Annotated in this window: 14 protein-coding genes; 8 read left to right on the forward strand and 6 right to left on the reverse strand. The window is 33.3% G+C overall.

The window, feature by feature from the left end:
• The first annotated feature begins 230 nt into the window (after nucleotides 1-230).
• The 4 genes from ACE01P_RS06305 to ACE01P_RS06320 all read left to right on the forward strand — a co-directional run bounded on the left by ACE01P_RS06305 (nucleotide 231) and on the right by ACE01P_RS06320 (nucleotide 2,749).
• Nucleotides 231-1,358, forward strand: coding sequence for a P-loop NTPase (locus tag ACE01P_RS06305; RefSeq protein ID WP_379695408.1), 1,128 nt, complete (start codon nucleotides 231-233; stop codon nucleotides 1,356-1,358).
• 84 nt (nucleotides 1,359-1,442) lie between these two features.
• A complete protein-coding gene (locus ACE01P_RS06310; protein WP_095929732.1) occupies nucleotides 1,443-1,682 on the forward strand; it encodes a NifU family protein in 240 nt (79 codons plus the stop codon).
• Between the two features lie 213 nt (nucleotides 1,683-1,895).
• Nucleotides 1,896-2,375, forward strand: a complete 480-nt coding sequence (locus ACE01P_RS06315; RefSeq protein WP_379695410.1) for a hypothetical protein — start codon at nucleotides 1,896-1,898, stop codon at nucleotides 2,373-2,375.
• A gap of 56 nt (nucleotides 2,376-2,431) precedes the next feature.
• Nucleotides 2,432-2,749 (forward strand): 2Fe-2S iron-sulfur cluster-binding protein, encoded by a 318-nt coding sequence (locus ACE01P_RS06320; RefSeq protein ID WP_091490641.1) that lies wholly within the window; start codon nucleotides 2,432-2,434, stop codon nucleotides 2,747-2,749.
• A gap of 76 nt (nucleotides 2,750-2,825) precedes the next feature.
• Here the strand turns inward: ACE01P_RS06320 and ACE01P_RS06325 are convergent, their stop codons facing one another.
• From ACE01P_RS06325 to ACE01P_RS06345, 5 genes are all read right to left on the reverse strand, one after another.
• Nucleotides 2,826-3,329 (reverse strand): SMI1/KNR4 family protein, encoded by a 504-nt coding sequence (locus ACE01P_RS06325; protein WP_379695412.1) that lies wholly within the window; start codon nucleotides 3,327-3,329, stop codon nucleotides 2,826-2,828.
• A 133-nt stretch (nucleotides 3,330-3,462) separates the two neighbouring features.
• Nucleotides 3,463-4,452, reverse strand: coding sequence for an aspartate-semialdehyde dehydrogenase (locus ACE01P_RS06330; RefSeq protein WP_379695414.1), 990 nt, complete (start codon nucleotides 4,450-4,452; stop codon nucleotides 3,463-3,465).
• Between the two features lie 181 nt (nucleotides 4,453-4,633).
• Nucleotides 4,634-5,122 (reverse strand): hypothetical protein, encoded by a 489-nt coding sequence (locus tag ACE01P_RS06335; protein ID WP_379695416.1) that lies wholly within the window; start codon nucleotides 5,120-5,122, stop codon nucleotides 4,634-4,636.
• 81 nt (nucleotides 5,123-5,203) lie between these two features.
• Complete coding sequence (gene mscL / locus ACE01P_RS06340) at nucleotides 5,204-5,584, reverse strand: large conductance mechanosensitive channel protein MscL (protein WP_379695418.1); 381 nt, start codon at nucleotides 5,582-5,584, stop codon at nucleotides 5,204-5,206.
• 65 nt (nucleotides 5,585-5,649) lie between these two features.
• Nucleotides 5,650-8,121 carry a bifunctional UDP-N-acetylmuramoyl-tripeptide:D-alanyl-D-alanine ligase/alanine racemase gene (locus tag ACE01P_RS06345; protein WP_379695421.1) on the reverse strand — a complete coding sequence of 824 codons (2,472 nt, stop codon included), beginning with the start codon at nucleotides 8,119-8,121 and terminating at the stop codon, nucleotides 5,650-5,652.
• 496 nt (nucleotides 8,122-8,617) lie between these two features.
• Here ACE01P_RS06345 and ACE01P_RS06350 point away from each other — a divergent pair, with 496 nt between their 5' ends.
• A complete protein-coding gene (locus tag ACE01P_RS06350; RefSeq protein WP_379695423.1) occupies nucleotides 8,618-9,052 on the forward strand; it encodes a hypothetical protein in 435 nt (144 codons plus the stop codon).
• Here ACE01P_RS06350 and ACE01P_RS06355 read toward each other — a convergent pair.
• Nucleotides 9,047-9,751, reverse strand: coding sequence for a porin family protein (locus ACE01P_RS06355; RefSeq protein ID WP_379695425.1), 705 nt, complete (start codon nucleotides 9,749-9,751; stop codon nucleotides 9,047-9,049). The two genes, ACE01P_RS06350 and ACE01P_RS06355, sit on opposite strands and share 6 nt — an antisense overlap.
• Before the next feature lie 225 nt (nucleotides 9,752-9,976).
• On the opposite strand from ACE01P_RS06355, the gene ACE01P_RS06360 reads away from it, so the two are divergent.
• The 3 genes from ACE01P_RS06360 to ACE01P_RS06370 all read left to right on the forward strand — a co-directional run bounded on the left by ACE01P_RS06360 (nucleotide 9,977) and on the right by ACE01P_RS06370 (nucleotide 14,952).
• Nucleotides 9,977-10,330 (forward strand): hypothetical protein, encoded by a 354-nt coding sequence (locus tag ACE01P_RS06360; RefSeq protein ID WP_379695427.1) that lies wholly within the window; start codon nucleotides 9,977-9,979, stop codon nucleotides 10,328-10,330.
• A gap of 160 nt (nucleotides 10,331-10,490) precedes the next feature.
• Nucleotides 10,491-12,698: a TonB-dependent receptor domain-containing protein gene (locus ACE01P_RS06365; protein WP_379695429.1), complete on the forward strand. Its 2,208-nt coding sequence runs from the start codon at nucleotides 10,491-10,493 to the stop codon at nucleotides 12,696-12,698.
• Nucleotides 12,699-12,843: 145 nt separating this feature from the next.
• Nucleotides 12,844-14,952, forward strand: a complete 2,109-nt coding sequence (locus ACE01P_RS06370) for a prolyl oligopeptidase family protein (protein WP_379695431.1) — start codon at nucleotides 12,844-12,846, stop codon at nucleotides 14,950-14,952.
• Nucleotides 14,953-15,176 lie beyond the last annotated feature (224 nt).

The following is a 15,176-nucleotide window of genomic DNA, read 5'->3' on the forward strand; positions in this document are numbered from 1 at the left end:
AAAAATCATTCCTTTAAATCAAAAAAACTTCAGCAAAGGGATTAAAATCTTAATTACTATTTTTAATGAAAAGTTATATTGAATAATTTTGAATAATCTCAATATCAATAATTACAATCCAAAAACGCTTAATTTCCGAACTTAATCCGTTATCTTTGCACCCTGAAATCAGTTTAAATAAATATAATCTTATAAGACTGTTTTCGCAGAATAAAAAATAGCCCATTACAATGAAACTAGATAGAAAAGAAATTCTAAAAGCCTTAGAGACAATCACTATTGCTGGAGAAGGAAAAAATATGGTTGAAAGCGGCGCTGTAACCAATGTTATTACATTTGGAGATGAAGCTGTTGTAGACCTTGTATTGCATACGCCTGCTATGCACATCAAAAAAAGAGCTGAAGATGATATTAGAAAAACAATTCACGATTTAATATCGCCAGACGCGAAAGTAAAAGTAAATATTAAAGTAGAAGCTCCAGAGAAACCGGAAATTAAAGGCCGTTCTATTCCTGGAATCAAAAATATTATTGCAGTTGCTTCTGGTAAAGGAGGAGTAGGAAAATCTACTGTAACTGCAAACTTGGCTGTTACACTTGCAAAAATGGGCTTCAAAGTTGGAGTTTTAGATGCTGATATCTACGGACCATCTATGCCAATTATGTTTGATGTTGAAAACGAAAAACCAATTTCTGTAACAGTTGACGGAAAATCAAAAATGAAACCTATTGAAAGCTATGAAATCAAAATGCTTTCAATCGGATTTTTTACAGCGCCAAGCCAAGCTGTAATCTGGAGAGGTCCAATGGCAGCAAAAGCATTAAACCAAATGATCTTTGATGCAGATTGGGGAGAATTAGATTTCATGCTTCTTGACTTGCCTCCTGGAACTGGAGATATTCACCTTTCTATCATGCAATCGCTTCCTATTACTGGAGCGGTGGTAGTAAGTACTCCACAAGCGGTGGCACTTGCAGATGCTAAAAAAGGAGTAGCAATGTTTATGCAAGACAACATCAATGTTCCTGTTTTAGGAATTATTGAAAACATGGCCTACTTTACACCAGAAGAATTACCAGAAAATAAATACTATATCTTTGGACAAGAAGGTGCTAAAAACCTTGCTAAAGATTTAGACGTACCGTTTTTAGGAGAAGTTCCAATTGTACAATCTATTCGTGAGGCAGGAGACTACGGTCGTCCAGCTGCATTGCAGACTGCTTCTCCAATAGAGAAAGTTTTTGAAGAAATTACTAGAAATGTGGTACAAGAAACGGTAAACAGAAACGAAAGCTTACCTGCAACAGAAGCAATTAAAATTACGACAATGGCAGGTTGTTCTGCAGTAAAAAAATAATTAGATAATTGAGATAATTTGCCAATTAGACAATTTTGAAATTTTCTAATTGGCACATTTTCATCATTGACACATTCAAATATTATGACAACAGAAGAATTAACAAGTAATGTTTTATTGGCCTTAGATGAGATAAGACCATTCTTAAAATCTGACGGTGGAGATATTTCATTGATTTCTATCGAAGATGATAAACATGTAAAAGTTCGTTTGGAAGGAGCTTGCATTAGCTGTAGCGTTAATCAAATGACGTTGAAAGCCGGTGTAGAAACAACCATAAAAAAGTATGCACCACAAATTGAAACTGTGGTAAACGTAATGTAACAATACAGCGCCTTTTTTTCAAAATTAGCCTCTGAAAGTTTAACAAGAATAATAAGTGATTTATCGTTTGATTAACAAAATGATAAAATATCACTAAAAAAAAGACGTTTTTTGCCACATTCATAAAAAACAACGCAAAGATTTAAGAGTTTCAGTTAAGGAATTGTTACATTTTTAACTTAAATTTGTCACAAAACCCTTAAATCTTAAACTATGAAAAACTATTACGCTCTTTTTTTATTATTGTTTTTTGTTTCTGTAGATTATGCCCAAAGTAAGAATGTTGTGGTTGATCAGGCTTGGGTAAGTGAAGCTGAAGAATGGTCTGACTTTCAATATTCAGGAAAGATTGTTTTTTCAATGAATCCGAATGATGAACCAGGAACATTACGAATTGGAAACTACGATTTCTTGTACGACTTTGTAGAAGGAAAAGCAAAATTTACAATAAAAACAACTTACAGTTCTGCTGAATTTTCTCATCCGAGAAAAATTTCTGCTTCAACTGACAAACAAGGAGTTTTAAACACGACTTACGAAGGAACATTAGTTTTCCAGTCTGACAGAGACTACTATTCTGTAATTGCAGTGGTTACAATTCTTGAAAAAAATGACAACGTTCTTGGTGTAAAAATGCGCTTAAAGGACAACAATAGAAAAGAATACGCATTTAGTACTAAACCTACTAGCTAATATAAATTAGGATTTTTTCACGTTATAAAATCCTGCCAAAAATTCCAATAATTAAAATGGATGTATTAATTAAAATTAAAGATCGAGAAGGAGTTATACACGAATTACAAGCTCCGACTGATATGGCAATGAATATAATGGAGTTATGCAAAGCATACGAACTTCCTGTTGAAGGAACCTGCGGAGGAATGGCCATGTGCGCATCTTGCCAGTGTTATGTTCTAAATGATGTTGCATTACCAGAAATGGGTGACGATGAAGAAGCCATGCTTTCTGAAGCATTTTATGTTAAGTCTAATAGTCGTTTAGGCTGTCAGATACCAATTACTGAAGATCTAGAAGGATTGGAGTTAGAATTGGCACCAGAATACTAAATAATCCAAAATATTAAAATTCCAAATTCCGAAATGCATTTTGTGCTATTGGAATTTGGAATTTTTTATTTGAAATTTATGCTGGAAGCTCGCTTGGATCAAAAGGCTCAAATTCTCTTTCAGAAAATGCCTCTGTCAAAATTCCAGCCGAACAAAGCCATGTAATAGTTTCTTCAAGTGAATTTCCTGCTTTATAAATCATTTCGCTGTATCTTGGCAAAATGTAATATTGACTGTTGAAAAGAATAATTTCGTCACCATCAAAAGTATCTCCAATTCTGATAGAATTCAAAACCTCATCTTTGGCCAAAACTTCTTTTCCTTCATCCCAAAACCAATATTCGGTTATACGGTTTTTCCATTCCTGTAAAGTTAAAATAATGGTTTCAGGAAGATAAACTCGCACGTAAGTTCCTCCTAGAATTCCGCTCCCGTATTCTTGAACATATTCTTTATAATCTTCATCAAATACTACGTTCAACGTCTTTTCGCAAGCCAGAATATCTTCTTCATCGGCCGTAAATAGATCTGTTTTATTGGTATTATAGTTCGGAATTATTTTGTAGTTATCGAAATTCATAAAGCATAAGTTTTAACTGCTAATTTACTTATTTAACAGCCAAGCTGAAAAGTTTTTTGTACAAAAAAGCCGTAATTACAAAAATGCAATTACGGCTTTTTCTCTTTATAACAATTTTATTTAATCTCTACGATTATACCAAACCTGCTTTAATTAAGTATTCAGCGATTTGGATTGTGTTTGTTGCAGCTCCTTTTCTTAAGTTATCAGCAACAATCCACATGTTTAATGTATTTGGTTGGCTTTCGTCACGACGAATTCTTCCAACAAAAACATCATTTTTACCTTCTGCATATAATGGCATTGGGTAAGTAAATGTATCTAGATTATCTTGAACCACAACTCCATCAGTGTTGTGTAAGATTTCGCGAACTTCATTTACTTCAAAATCATTTGTAAACTCAACGTTTACTGCTTCACTGTGTCCACCTACAACTGGCACACGAACTGCAGTAGCGGTAACTCTAATTGTGTTATCACCTAAGATTTTTTGAGTTTCGCGAACTAATTTCATTTCTTCTTTAGTGTATCCGTTTTCTTCGAAACTATCACAATGAGGAATTGCATTTCTGTGAATAGGATATTTATAAGCCATATCACCCTGAACTCCAGCGTACTCGTTTTCTAATTGTTTAACCGCTTTTACACCAGTTCCTGTAATAGATTGGTAAGTAGAAACAATAATTCTTTTAATGTTGTATTTTTTGTGCAAAGGAGACAAAGCCAAAACCATTTGAATTGTAGAACAGTTTGGGTTTGCGATAATTTTATCTTCTTTAGTTAAAACATCAGCATTGATTTCTGGAACTACTAATTTTTTAGTAGGATCCATTCTCCATGCAGAAGAGTTATCGATTACAGTTGTTCCAGCAGCAGCAAATTTTGGCGCCCATTCTAATGAAGTATCTCCTCCAGCAGAAAAAACAGCGATATCTGCTTTCATATCAACAGCTGTTTGCAAACCTACTACTTTATATTTGGTTCCTTTGTACTCGATTTCTTTTCCTACTGATCTTTCAGATGCAACAGGAATTAATTCTGTAACAGGAAAATTTCTTTCCGCTAAAACTTTAAGCATTACTTCGCCAACCATTCCGGTAGCACCTACAACTGCAATTCTCATTTTTATATTTTTAAATAATCAATTAATCAATTTTGTAACGCAAAAATAAGTATAATAAAAGTCTTGGCAAGGCGATTCACAAAAAATAACAAAATGTTATAAAATAAACATTTTGTAAAATTGTTAAGTTCAATTGTTTGAAAAACCCACCTTAACCCAACTACCTTTAAAGCCTATATCTTTATAAATCAATTACCTTACTTATAAATCCAGCAATAATATTATCTTTAAATTTTACCCAATTTAGCTTCTCATCCCAATAATAACATTCTGACATTCGATAATCGTCAAGATTTAACTTATGAAATTCATTTTTACTATTAAAAGCATCAACACCTATTTCTTTTAGCATTAAATTAATTTCCCCTTCATTAATTTTTACAGCACTTTTATAAAATTCTCCGTAAAATTCATAACTCAAATATGCAATTATATAATCTTCCAGTTCGATTTCTCTCGCAAAAAAACGAACTAATTCATCACCGAAACGCAAATTCTCATTATCAGAAACATAATCTAAATTTAATTTTAAATGCCATTGAAAAAGATGATCTTCATCTAAAAAGATAATTGCAAAATCATCTTCAAATGCAACCGCAAGTCCATAAAATTTTATTTTTTCAATATTAATAGGCATTCGCCCAATTAAAGCACTTGTATTATGTCCCATACTTTATTAAATTAATTATTGTAAAAAAACCGCCTCTTTAGAAGGCGGTTAAGTTAGACTTAGTGTAGCGGTATTATATTTTTATTTATTTTTTAATAAATCTCTAATTTGTGTAAGCAATTCCTCTTGAGTTGGTCCTGCCGGGGCTGCTGGCGCTGGAACATCTTTCTTTTTTGCATGGTTTATTCCTTTAATGATTAAGAACAAAACAAAAGCAACAATTACAAAGTTGATCACTGCCGAAATAAACACACCATATTTTACTCCTCCAAAGGCAGTCAATTGCTCAATAGTTGACATATGTGCAGCATCTAAAGCAGGTTTCAATAACAGCGGCGTAATTACATCTTCGATTAACGAGCTTACAATTTTACCAAAAGCAGCTCCAATGATTACACCGACAGCCAAATCGACTACGTTGCCTTTCATTGCAAATTCCTTAAATTCTGAAAAAAATCCCATATTTGATCTGTTTAGTTGAATAAATGAATATCGAAAATACGTAATTTTATTGAAAGTTCTTAATGCTATCGGAAAAATACACGCTTTACTCGTTGCGAAATACTCGTCATAATCTCATACGGAATTGTTTTTAAAGCCTCAGCCATCTCAATAACAGTCGGGCTTTCGCCGAAAATAATTACAGAATCACCTTCTTTGCAATCGATATGGCTTACATTGACCATTAGCATATCCATGCAGACACTTCCGACGATTTTGGCTTTCTGATTTTTGATCACTACATAACCCACTTCATTTCCCCATAATCTCGCAATTCCGTCTGCGTAGCCAATTGGAATGGTTGCAATTTTAGTTTCATTATCAGCCATAAAACGACGTCCGTAACCTACGCTGTCGCCAGCTGGAATGGTTCGAACTTGCGAAATAATCGATTTTAACGTTCCTACATTCTCCAAATATTTTTGTTCTGCAGGATCATTTGAAACTCCATATAAACCAATACCTAAACGCACCATGCTGTATTGCGCATCTGGAAAATTGCTTATTCCAGAAGTATTTAAAATATGTCGGATTGGATTAATATTTAATGTTGCCATTAATTTTGAAGACAGTTTTTCAAACAATGCAATCTGCTGTCTCACAAAATCAAAATGTTTCGGATCATCGCTGGTTGCCAAATGTGACAAAATACTTTGAACACGAACGGTTGAATTTCCTTTTAAAGTTGCAATTAATTCATCTATTGTATTATTTTCAAAACCTAAACGATGCATTCCTGTATCCATTTTAATATGAATTGGATAATCTTTTAAGTTCTTTTCGCGAGCAATTTTCAAAAAGGCATTTAATCCTTTCAAACTATAAATTTCAGGTTCTAACTGATATTGAATGATCGATGGAAAACTCGTCGATTCAGGATTTAAAACCATAATTGGAAGCTTTATTCCACCGTTTTTCAGTGCGATTCCTTCATCGGCGAAAGCCACACCCAAATAATCTACTTTATGATGTTCTAATAATTTAGCTATTTCTAATCCGCCGTTTCCGTAGCCAAATGCTTTTACCATTACCATCATTTTGACGTTTGCCGCCAATTTTGACTTATAATAATTGAAGTTATGGCTGATGGCATCAAGATTAATTTCTAGAATTGTCTCATGCGTTTTTTCCTCCAGAAGCGAAACAATTTCTTCAAACTGAAAAGTTCTTGCCCCTTTTATTAGAATGGTTTCGTTATTGAAATTCAAGTTGTCGATTTCGGCAATGAAATCGGCTGTATTTTCAAACATTTTATTGTTTGGGAATTTATCTTGAAAAGAAGAAATTGTTGGCCCAATACCAATTACACGGTTGATTTTATTGTCTGAAATTAACTGTGCAACTTTAGAATACAATTCTTCATTCGTAAATCCGCTTTGGAAAATATCTGATAAAATGACTGTTTTTGAAGCGCCTTTTTTCTTCTGACTTTCCAAGAAATCTAAAGCAATTTTAAGCGACTGAAAATCGGAGCTATAACTATCATCAATAATACTGCAATTGTTGATTCCGTTTTTTACTTCCAAACGCATTCGAACAGGATAAAGCATCTCGATTCTGTTCTGAATTGTTTCTTGATCGTAATTAAAGTTTAATAAAACCAATAAGCAAGAAATCGCATTTTCGACAGAAGCCGAATCATTAAACGGAATTTCTAAATTGAAAACCTCTTTTTTGTAATGATATTGAATAAAAGTATGATCGTTTTTATGTTCTCTTTTTTCAATAAAAACATCAGCAGTTTTGTCTTGAAAACTCCAAGAAAACAGTTTTCTCGGATGAAGCATGTACTCTGCAGCAAATTGAGATAAACAAGAATCTACCACTTCATTTTTTTGATAAATAATGATTGGACACTCTTTGAACAAAAGCAGTTTTTCATCAATTTTCTGCACTAAATTTAAAAAACCTTCGTCATGCGCAGAACCGATGCTCGTTAAAACCCCAATATTTGGTTTGATGATTTTCTCCAATTTAACCATTTCGTTAACCGTCGAAATTCCGGCTTCGAAAATTCCTAAATTATGTTTTTCATTAATGGCAATTACAGAAAGTGGAACTCCAACCTGAGAATTATAGCTTTTAGGGCTTCTAATAATATTATAATCAGGACTCAACAAGAAATTAAGCCATTCTTTTACGATCGTTTTACCGTTGCTTCCTGTTAATCCGATAACTGGAAAATGAAAAAGATTCCTGTAATATGTCGCAAATTCCTGAAGTGCCTGAAGCGTATTTTCAACAACCAAAAAATTAGCTTTATCCGCACAACCTTCTGGAATATATTGAACTACAAAATTCTGAACTTTGTTATCTATTAAATCAGGAATAAACAAATGAGCATCATTATTAACGCCGGCCAACGCAAAAAATAAAGTCTGCGATCCGTTTTGCAGAGAACGGCTGTCAATTGAAATATGATCGATTAAAACATCAGCATCGGAGCCAATCCATTTGGCATTGAGAACTGAAACCAGGCTTTTTAAATTTATGCTCATTTAGTAATTTCTTTTTTTCAAATTTAAAAAAAGGTTTGCCACTAATTTCCCAAATTTTCACTAATTATTCGATTTATTTGAAAGTGCAGAAAAAGAAGGTTTGCCACGAATTGCACGAATTCACACGAATTAATTTTAAAAAAAAATCTGCCAGATCTGCTAAATCTGCGTGAAAAATTTTAGCCACAGATTAAAAGATTATCATTGATTACAATGCTTTTTATGCCGAAATCTGTAGCAAAAAAATAATTAGTGTAATTAGTGTAATTAGTGGCAGAAAACATTTATTGAGTATATTTGTTTTTACACCACAAATTCAGGCGTCTTGAAAAAATTACTTCCACTCTTCTCCTATATATTACATCCGATTTTCATATCGCTATATGCGACAATGTTTTACTTATTTTACAAAGACGATGTTTTTAGCAGGCAAGAGAAGTATTTTGTTTTAACCCAAATTTTGGTGATAAATATAATTGTCCCAATTTTATTCTATTTGTTGTTAAAATCAACTGGACATGTAAAATCGATAATGTTGAGCCAAACTTCAGAACGAACTATTCCGCTTATTCTGCAGTGTTTTTTATATATTTTATTGGTCAAAAGAAGTATTGTAATTACGCGCTATCCTGAGCTTCATTTCTTTTTTCTAGCTGCTTTATTCAGCACAATTTTAGCATTGGTATGTGTGCTTTTCAAAACAAAAGCAAGTCTTCATATGGTTGCGATTTCAGGTTTAACGATTTTTGTTATCGGTTTAAACATTCATCTTCAACTCCATAATCCGTATTGGTCAGCTTTGCTTATTTTATTGTCTGGAGTTGTGGCTTCATCACGTTTAGAAATGAATGCGCATACGCCTAAAGAAATATTAATCGGGTTGTTTGTTGGAATAATGCCTCAGCTTCTGTTTTTATATCTGTGGTTATAAAATATAGAAAATCAAGCCCGCATTTAAGGTTTTCATATTGATTTTTTCACCTGACAGAGTCGTCGCCGAATTGAATAAAGGGCTTAAACCATAATACAAATAAAGATTCCATGTATTATATCCTGCTGCAAGATATGGGCCGTATTGAAATTTATTGATAGCGTCGTTATTTTTTATTTTATATGTTTTTTCGCCATCATCAAGAATAGATACGCTTGAAAATATATAACTCAATTTTACACCTCCATAAATACGCCAAAATTTAGTGCTTTCAAAAGTCGAATTTCTCCATCTAAATTCTATCGGAAGATCTACAGAATATTGTCTGTAACGATTAGAAACATATTCGCTAGAATTGTTCACACCGTATATTATGTTGCCTGTGGGACCCTGAGCAATCGTTAGATTTTGAAAGTAATTTTGATAGCTCAATCCTAAACCTGCTGCAATTGCGACTGTTCTAGATTTATTAACGGGCATATCACGCAAGAAACCTCCAGAAAGTCCGAGAGAAAATTTGTTCTGTTTGAAATTGACTGGAATATCAGTAAACATATTATAGGTTACCCCAAAATAAAACTGATCTTCTCGATACAGAGAATCTATTTTTATAACTGGTTTTACCTCAGGTTTAACTTCTTCTTGCGCAAAAGAGTTAAAAAAAGTGAGTAAAAATAAGCAGCTAAAAATAATTCGCATATCGTGGTTTGGGTTTTAAAAAGATGATTACAAATAAACGCTTTTTTACGCCTATTTATTTCACATACAAATATAATATAATGCTTTCTCTAGTAAAGATACAAAGTGAAAATATTCTCTTTTTGACTGAGAATAAAATTAATTGCTGCATTATTTTCAATAAATCAATTTGTTGGAACAAAAAATTCATCTATTTTCTTTTTATCTTTTATACCTTTGCAATGCATGAAGAAAAAACAGCTCATATTAAGTTTATCTTTTGCTGTCACAATATTGTTCTCAATATTGTTTCAGTCGATACACAGTTATGAGCATATTGTAAAACAGCTTTCTGAAAAACAGTGTCATCATAATTACAATGATCCGAGTGGTGAAATAACACATCAGCATCATGACTATGACGTTTGTTTTGTCTGTCATTTTGCTTTTGAATCTTTTATTCTTCCGCAAAATTTCTCTTTTGAATTTCATTCATTTGATAGAGAAACACCTTATTTCTTCCCATTTTCAGAGAAGATTTTTTCAATTTCAACTACCTCATATTACTTACGGGGGCCACCTGTTGCTGTAGTTTCTTAATTTTCGATCATTCGAAAAAACATCACATTTCTTTTAATTAAAATTCAAAAACCGTTGAGTTTCCTCATCCTAATTGGTTAAAATTGGGATCAGAATGCTTTGCCGTTCATTTTGGTTTTTATTCGAAGAAAAATCAAATTAACTATAGCATCATTTTCAAATGAAAAAATTTATAATTGCCCTTGTTTTAGGGTTTTCGGGCATGCTTACTGCTCAAAATTCGGTTTCTGGAACTGTAACCGATAATCAAAATAATCCATTGCCTGGAGTTTCTGTTTATGCTCCTGAATTACATAAAGGAACAACAACAGACGCAAACGGAAAATATGAATTGAATAATCTTCCAAACGGAAGCCTTCGCATTGCTTTTACTTATGTTGGATATGCCAATCAAAACAAAACGATTGCCAAATTACTAAAAAGCAACACACTAGACATTACTCTTGAAGAATCTATTTTAGAAATGGATGAAGTTGTGGTTTCAACTCCTTTCAACAAATTGCAATCGCAAAACGTAATGAAAATCGAGCACGAAAGCATTAAAACTTTACAGCAAAAAGGAACTTCAACTTTAATTGAAGGTTTAGCGACAATTCCGGGAGTTTCTCAGATTTCTACAGGAACTTCTATCGGGAAACCTGTAATTCGCGGACTTAGCGGTAACCGTGTTTTGGTTTATTCTCAAGGTGTTCGCATCGAAAACCAGCAGTTTGGAGATGAACATGGTTTGGGTTTAAATGATGCCGGAATTGAAAGTGTTGAAGTTATTAAAGGACCTGCATCTTTATTATACGGTTCTGATGCTTTAGGAGGTGTTTTATATTTCAATCCTGAAAAATTTGCTGACGCTGGTGATTTTAAAGCTAATTTCAGCCAAAAATATTTCACTAATACTCAAGGAAGCAATTCTTCTATCGGTTTAAAAACGTCTACAGAAAACTGGAAATTCTTAGCAAGAGGAAGCTACAACACACATTCTGATTACAAAATTGCTGATGGTGATCGCGTAACTAATTCACGTTACAACGAAACTGATTTTAAAACTGGAATTGGTTACAGCAATTCGACTTTTTCTAGCGTTGTACGATACAACTTTAACAAATTAGACATTGGAATTCCAGAAGATGGAATCGCAGAACAATCTTCAAGTAAAGACACTCAATTTCCTAGACAAGGAATTTATAATCATTTATTGAGTTTAAACAATGTTATTTTCTTTGAAAACTCAAAATTAGACGTTGACTTAGGATATATTGCCAATGACAGAAGCGAGTTTGAAGACAGCAATGAAGCTTCTTTACACATGAAATTGAATACTTTCAATTATAATGCAAAATACCATTTTCCTAAATTCGGAAAAATTGAAACTATTTTTGGTGTTCAAGGAATGCATCAGACCAACAAAAATTCTGGTGAAGAATACTTGATTCCGGATGCTACAACTAATGATTTTGGTGTTTTTGGAACTGCTAACTACGAATGGGACAATAGCGTTATTCAAGCTGGATTGCGTTTTGACAACAGAAATATTACTTCTATCGCGCACGGAACTGAAGGCGAAGAAGGTTATTTTCAAGCTTTAGATCGTTCTTTTGATAGTTTTAATGCTTCTTTAGGATACAAAACAAAATTTGCTGAGCCTTTGACTTTCCGTTTAAATGTAGCAACAGGATTTAGAGCGCCAAACTTAGCTGAGCTAACTTCAAACGGTGTTCACGAAGGAACAAATCGTTATGAAGTTGGAAATGCTAATTTAAAAACAGAACAAAACGTTCAGACTGATTTGAACTTAGAATACAAAAACACACATTTTGAGTTTTTCGTAAACGGATTTTACAACCACGTAAACAATTACATTTATACTTCACCAACGGGAGAAGTTAGAGATGACAATGATGTTTTTGCTTATATTCAAGATAATGCACAATTGTACGGTGGAGAAGTTGGTCTGCACTTTCACCCTCACCCGTTAGATTGGTTACATTTTGAAACTAGTTTTGAAACCGTTACAGGTAAAAAAGACAACAAAGATTACTTGCCTTTAATTCCTGCGAACAATTGGAACAATACTTTAAGAACAGAATTTAACATCAAAAATTGGCTGAGCGAAGGTTTTGCTTCTTTGAATGTTTCTTCGACTTTCAATCAAGATAATGTGAGCGGTTTTGAAACAGCCTCTAAAGGTTATACTTTAGTAAATTTAGGTTTTGGAGGAACAGTTAAACTTGGTAAAACGGCTTTCGACATTAACTTAAACGGAAACAATTTATTCGATAAAAAATATATTGCTCACCTTTCAAGATTAAAAACAGACGGTATTCCGAATATTGGAAGAAACATCGTTTTGGGAGTTAATTTTAATCTGTAACATTTTTAAACCATATAAGTCATATAAGTAAAAATAAGCGGTGCTTTAAATTAAATGAACTTATATAACTTATATGGTTTATTTTTTCTTCTTAAATTTTCACAACAAAAAGTGCTATTTTTGTTACAACAGATAAAAACTAACTATGAAAAAAACATTTTTATTAATGGCTATAACAACCGCAGGAATTTCGTTTGGGCAAGGTAAAATGCAATATCCGCAAACTAAAAAAGGACAAACTGTTGATGTTTATTTTGATACCAAAGTAAGCGATCCTTACCGTTGGTTAGAAGATGATAAATCTGCAGAAACGGGTGCTTGGGTAAAAGCTGAAAATGAAGTCACTTATGGCTATTTAGATAAAATTCCGTTTAGAAATGAACTTAAAGCAAGAATGGAAAAGCTTTGGAATTATGAAAAAATTGGAGCTCCATTCAAAGAAGGAAAATTTACTTATTATTCTAAAAATAATGGACTTCAAAATCAATCTGTTGTTTACAGAAAAGATGAAAACGGAAAAGAAGAAGTTTTCTTAGATCCGAATACCTTTTCTAAAGACGGAACCACTTCGCTTGGCGGTTTAAATTTTTCTAAAGACGGAAACAAAGCCGCTTACTCGATTTCTGAAGGTGGTAGCGACTGGAGAAAAGTTATTATTATTGATGCGCTTTCTAAGAAAATTCTAGAAGATACTTTGGTTGATGTAAAATTCAGCGGTGTTTCTTGGCACGGAAATGAAGGATTCTACTACTCTAGTTATGATAAACCAAAAGGAAGTGAATTATCTGCTAAAACGGATCAGCACAAATTATATTTCCATAAACTGGGAACTTCTCAAAAAGACGATAAAGTAATTTTTGGCGCAGACCAAAAAAGAAGATATGTAGGCGGTTATGTTACCGAAGACAATCGCTTTTTAGTAATTACAGCTGCTAATTCGACTTACGGTAACGAATTATACATTAAAGACTTAACTAAGCCAAACAGTCCGATTGTTACAATTGTAGACAACTTTGACAGCGACAATGGCGTTATCGAAAATGAAGGAAACAAACTGTTTATCGAAACCGATTTTAAGGCTCCTAATAAACGTGTTGTAACTGTTGACGCAGCCAATCCGAAACCTGAGAATTGGAAAGATTTTATTAAAGAAACTAAAGATATTTTGTCGCCTTCAACTGGTAGCGGTTATTTCTTTGCTAATTATACTAAAGATGCGGTTTCTTTTGTACAGCAATATGATTACAGCGGAAAATTAGTTCGTGAAATCAAACTTCCTGCTGTTGGAACTGCGGGAGGATTTAGCGGTAAAAAAGAAGATAAAATTTTATACTACAGCTTTACCAATTACACAACTCCAGGAAGCATCTATTCTTTGGAACCAAAATCTGGCAAATCTGAAGTGTATCAAAAACCAAAAGTAGATTTCAAAAGCGAAGATTACGAGTCTAAACAAGTTTTCTATACTTCAAAAGACGGCACAAAAGTTCCGATGATTATTACTTATAAAAAAGGAACAAAACTAGACGGTAAAAACCCGACAATCCTTTATGGTTACGGCGGATTCAATATTTCTTTAACTCCAAGCTTCAGCATTGGTAATGCGGTTTGGATGGAAAATGGAGGTGTTTATGCTGTTGCTAACTTAAGAGGTGGCGGTGAATATGGTAAAAAATGGCACGATGCGGGAACGAAACTTCAAAAGCAAAATGTATTTGACGATTTCATTGCTGCTGCAGAATATTTAATTGCTCAAAAATATACTTCATCTGATTATTTGGCTATTCGCGGAGGATCTAACGGAGGTTTATTGGTTGGTGCAACTATGACACAACGTCCTGATTTAATGAAAGTAGCTTTGCCAGCTGTTGGAGTTATGGACATGCTTCGTTACAATGCTTTTACAGCTGGTGCAGGATGGGCTTTTGACTACGGAACTGCTCAAGATAGCAAAGAAATGTTTGAATACTTAAAAGGATATTCTCCAGTTCACAATGTAAAACAAGGAACTCATTACCCTGCAACTATGGTAACTACTGGAGATCACGACGATCGTGTAGTTCCAGCACACAGTTTTAAATTTGCTTCTGAATTGCAGGAAAAACAAACAGGAGAGAATCCGGTTTTAATTAGAATTGATGTTAAAGCTGGTCACGGAGCAGGAAAATCTGTTGCCGCTACAATTCAAGAAAATGTAGACATCCAAGCGTTCACGCTTTACAATATGGGTTTTAAAGCTTTACCGAAAAAGTAAACCTTTAAACTTAATTTTTTTTTAGCCACGAATTCACGAATTATTTTTCTGAATTTCGTGGCTTTTTTTTGCCACGAATTATACGAATTATCTTTTTTTGTTTCACGCAGATCTGGCAGATTTAGGCAGATCTAAGTCGATTTAATTAAAAAAAAATCCGTGTGAATCTGCTTAAATCATTTAAAATCTGCGTGAAATAAATTCGCGCAATTAAACACAACATT

Origin of the sequence: Flavobacterium sp. HJSW_4 (assembly GCF_042436695.1) — a bacterium.
Lineage (GTDB): Bacteria > Bacteroidota > Bacteroidia > Flavobacteriales > Flavobacteriaceae > Flavobacterium.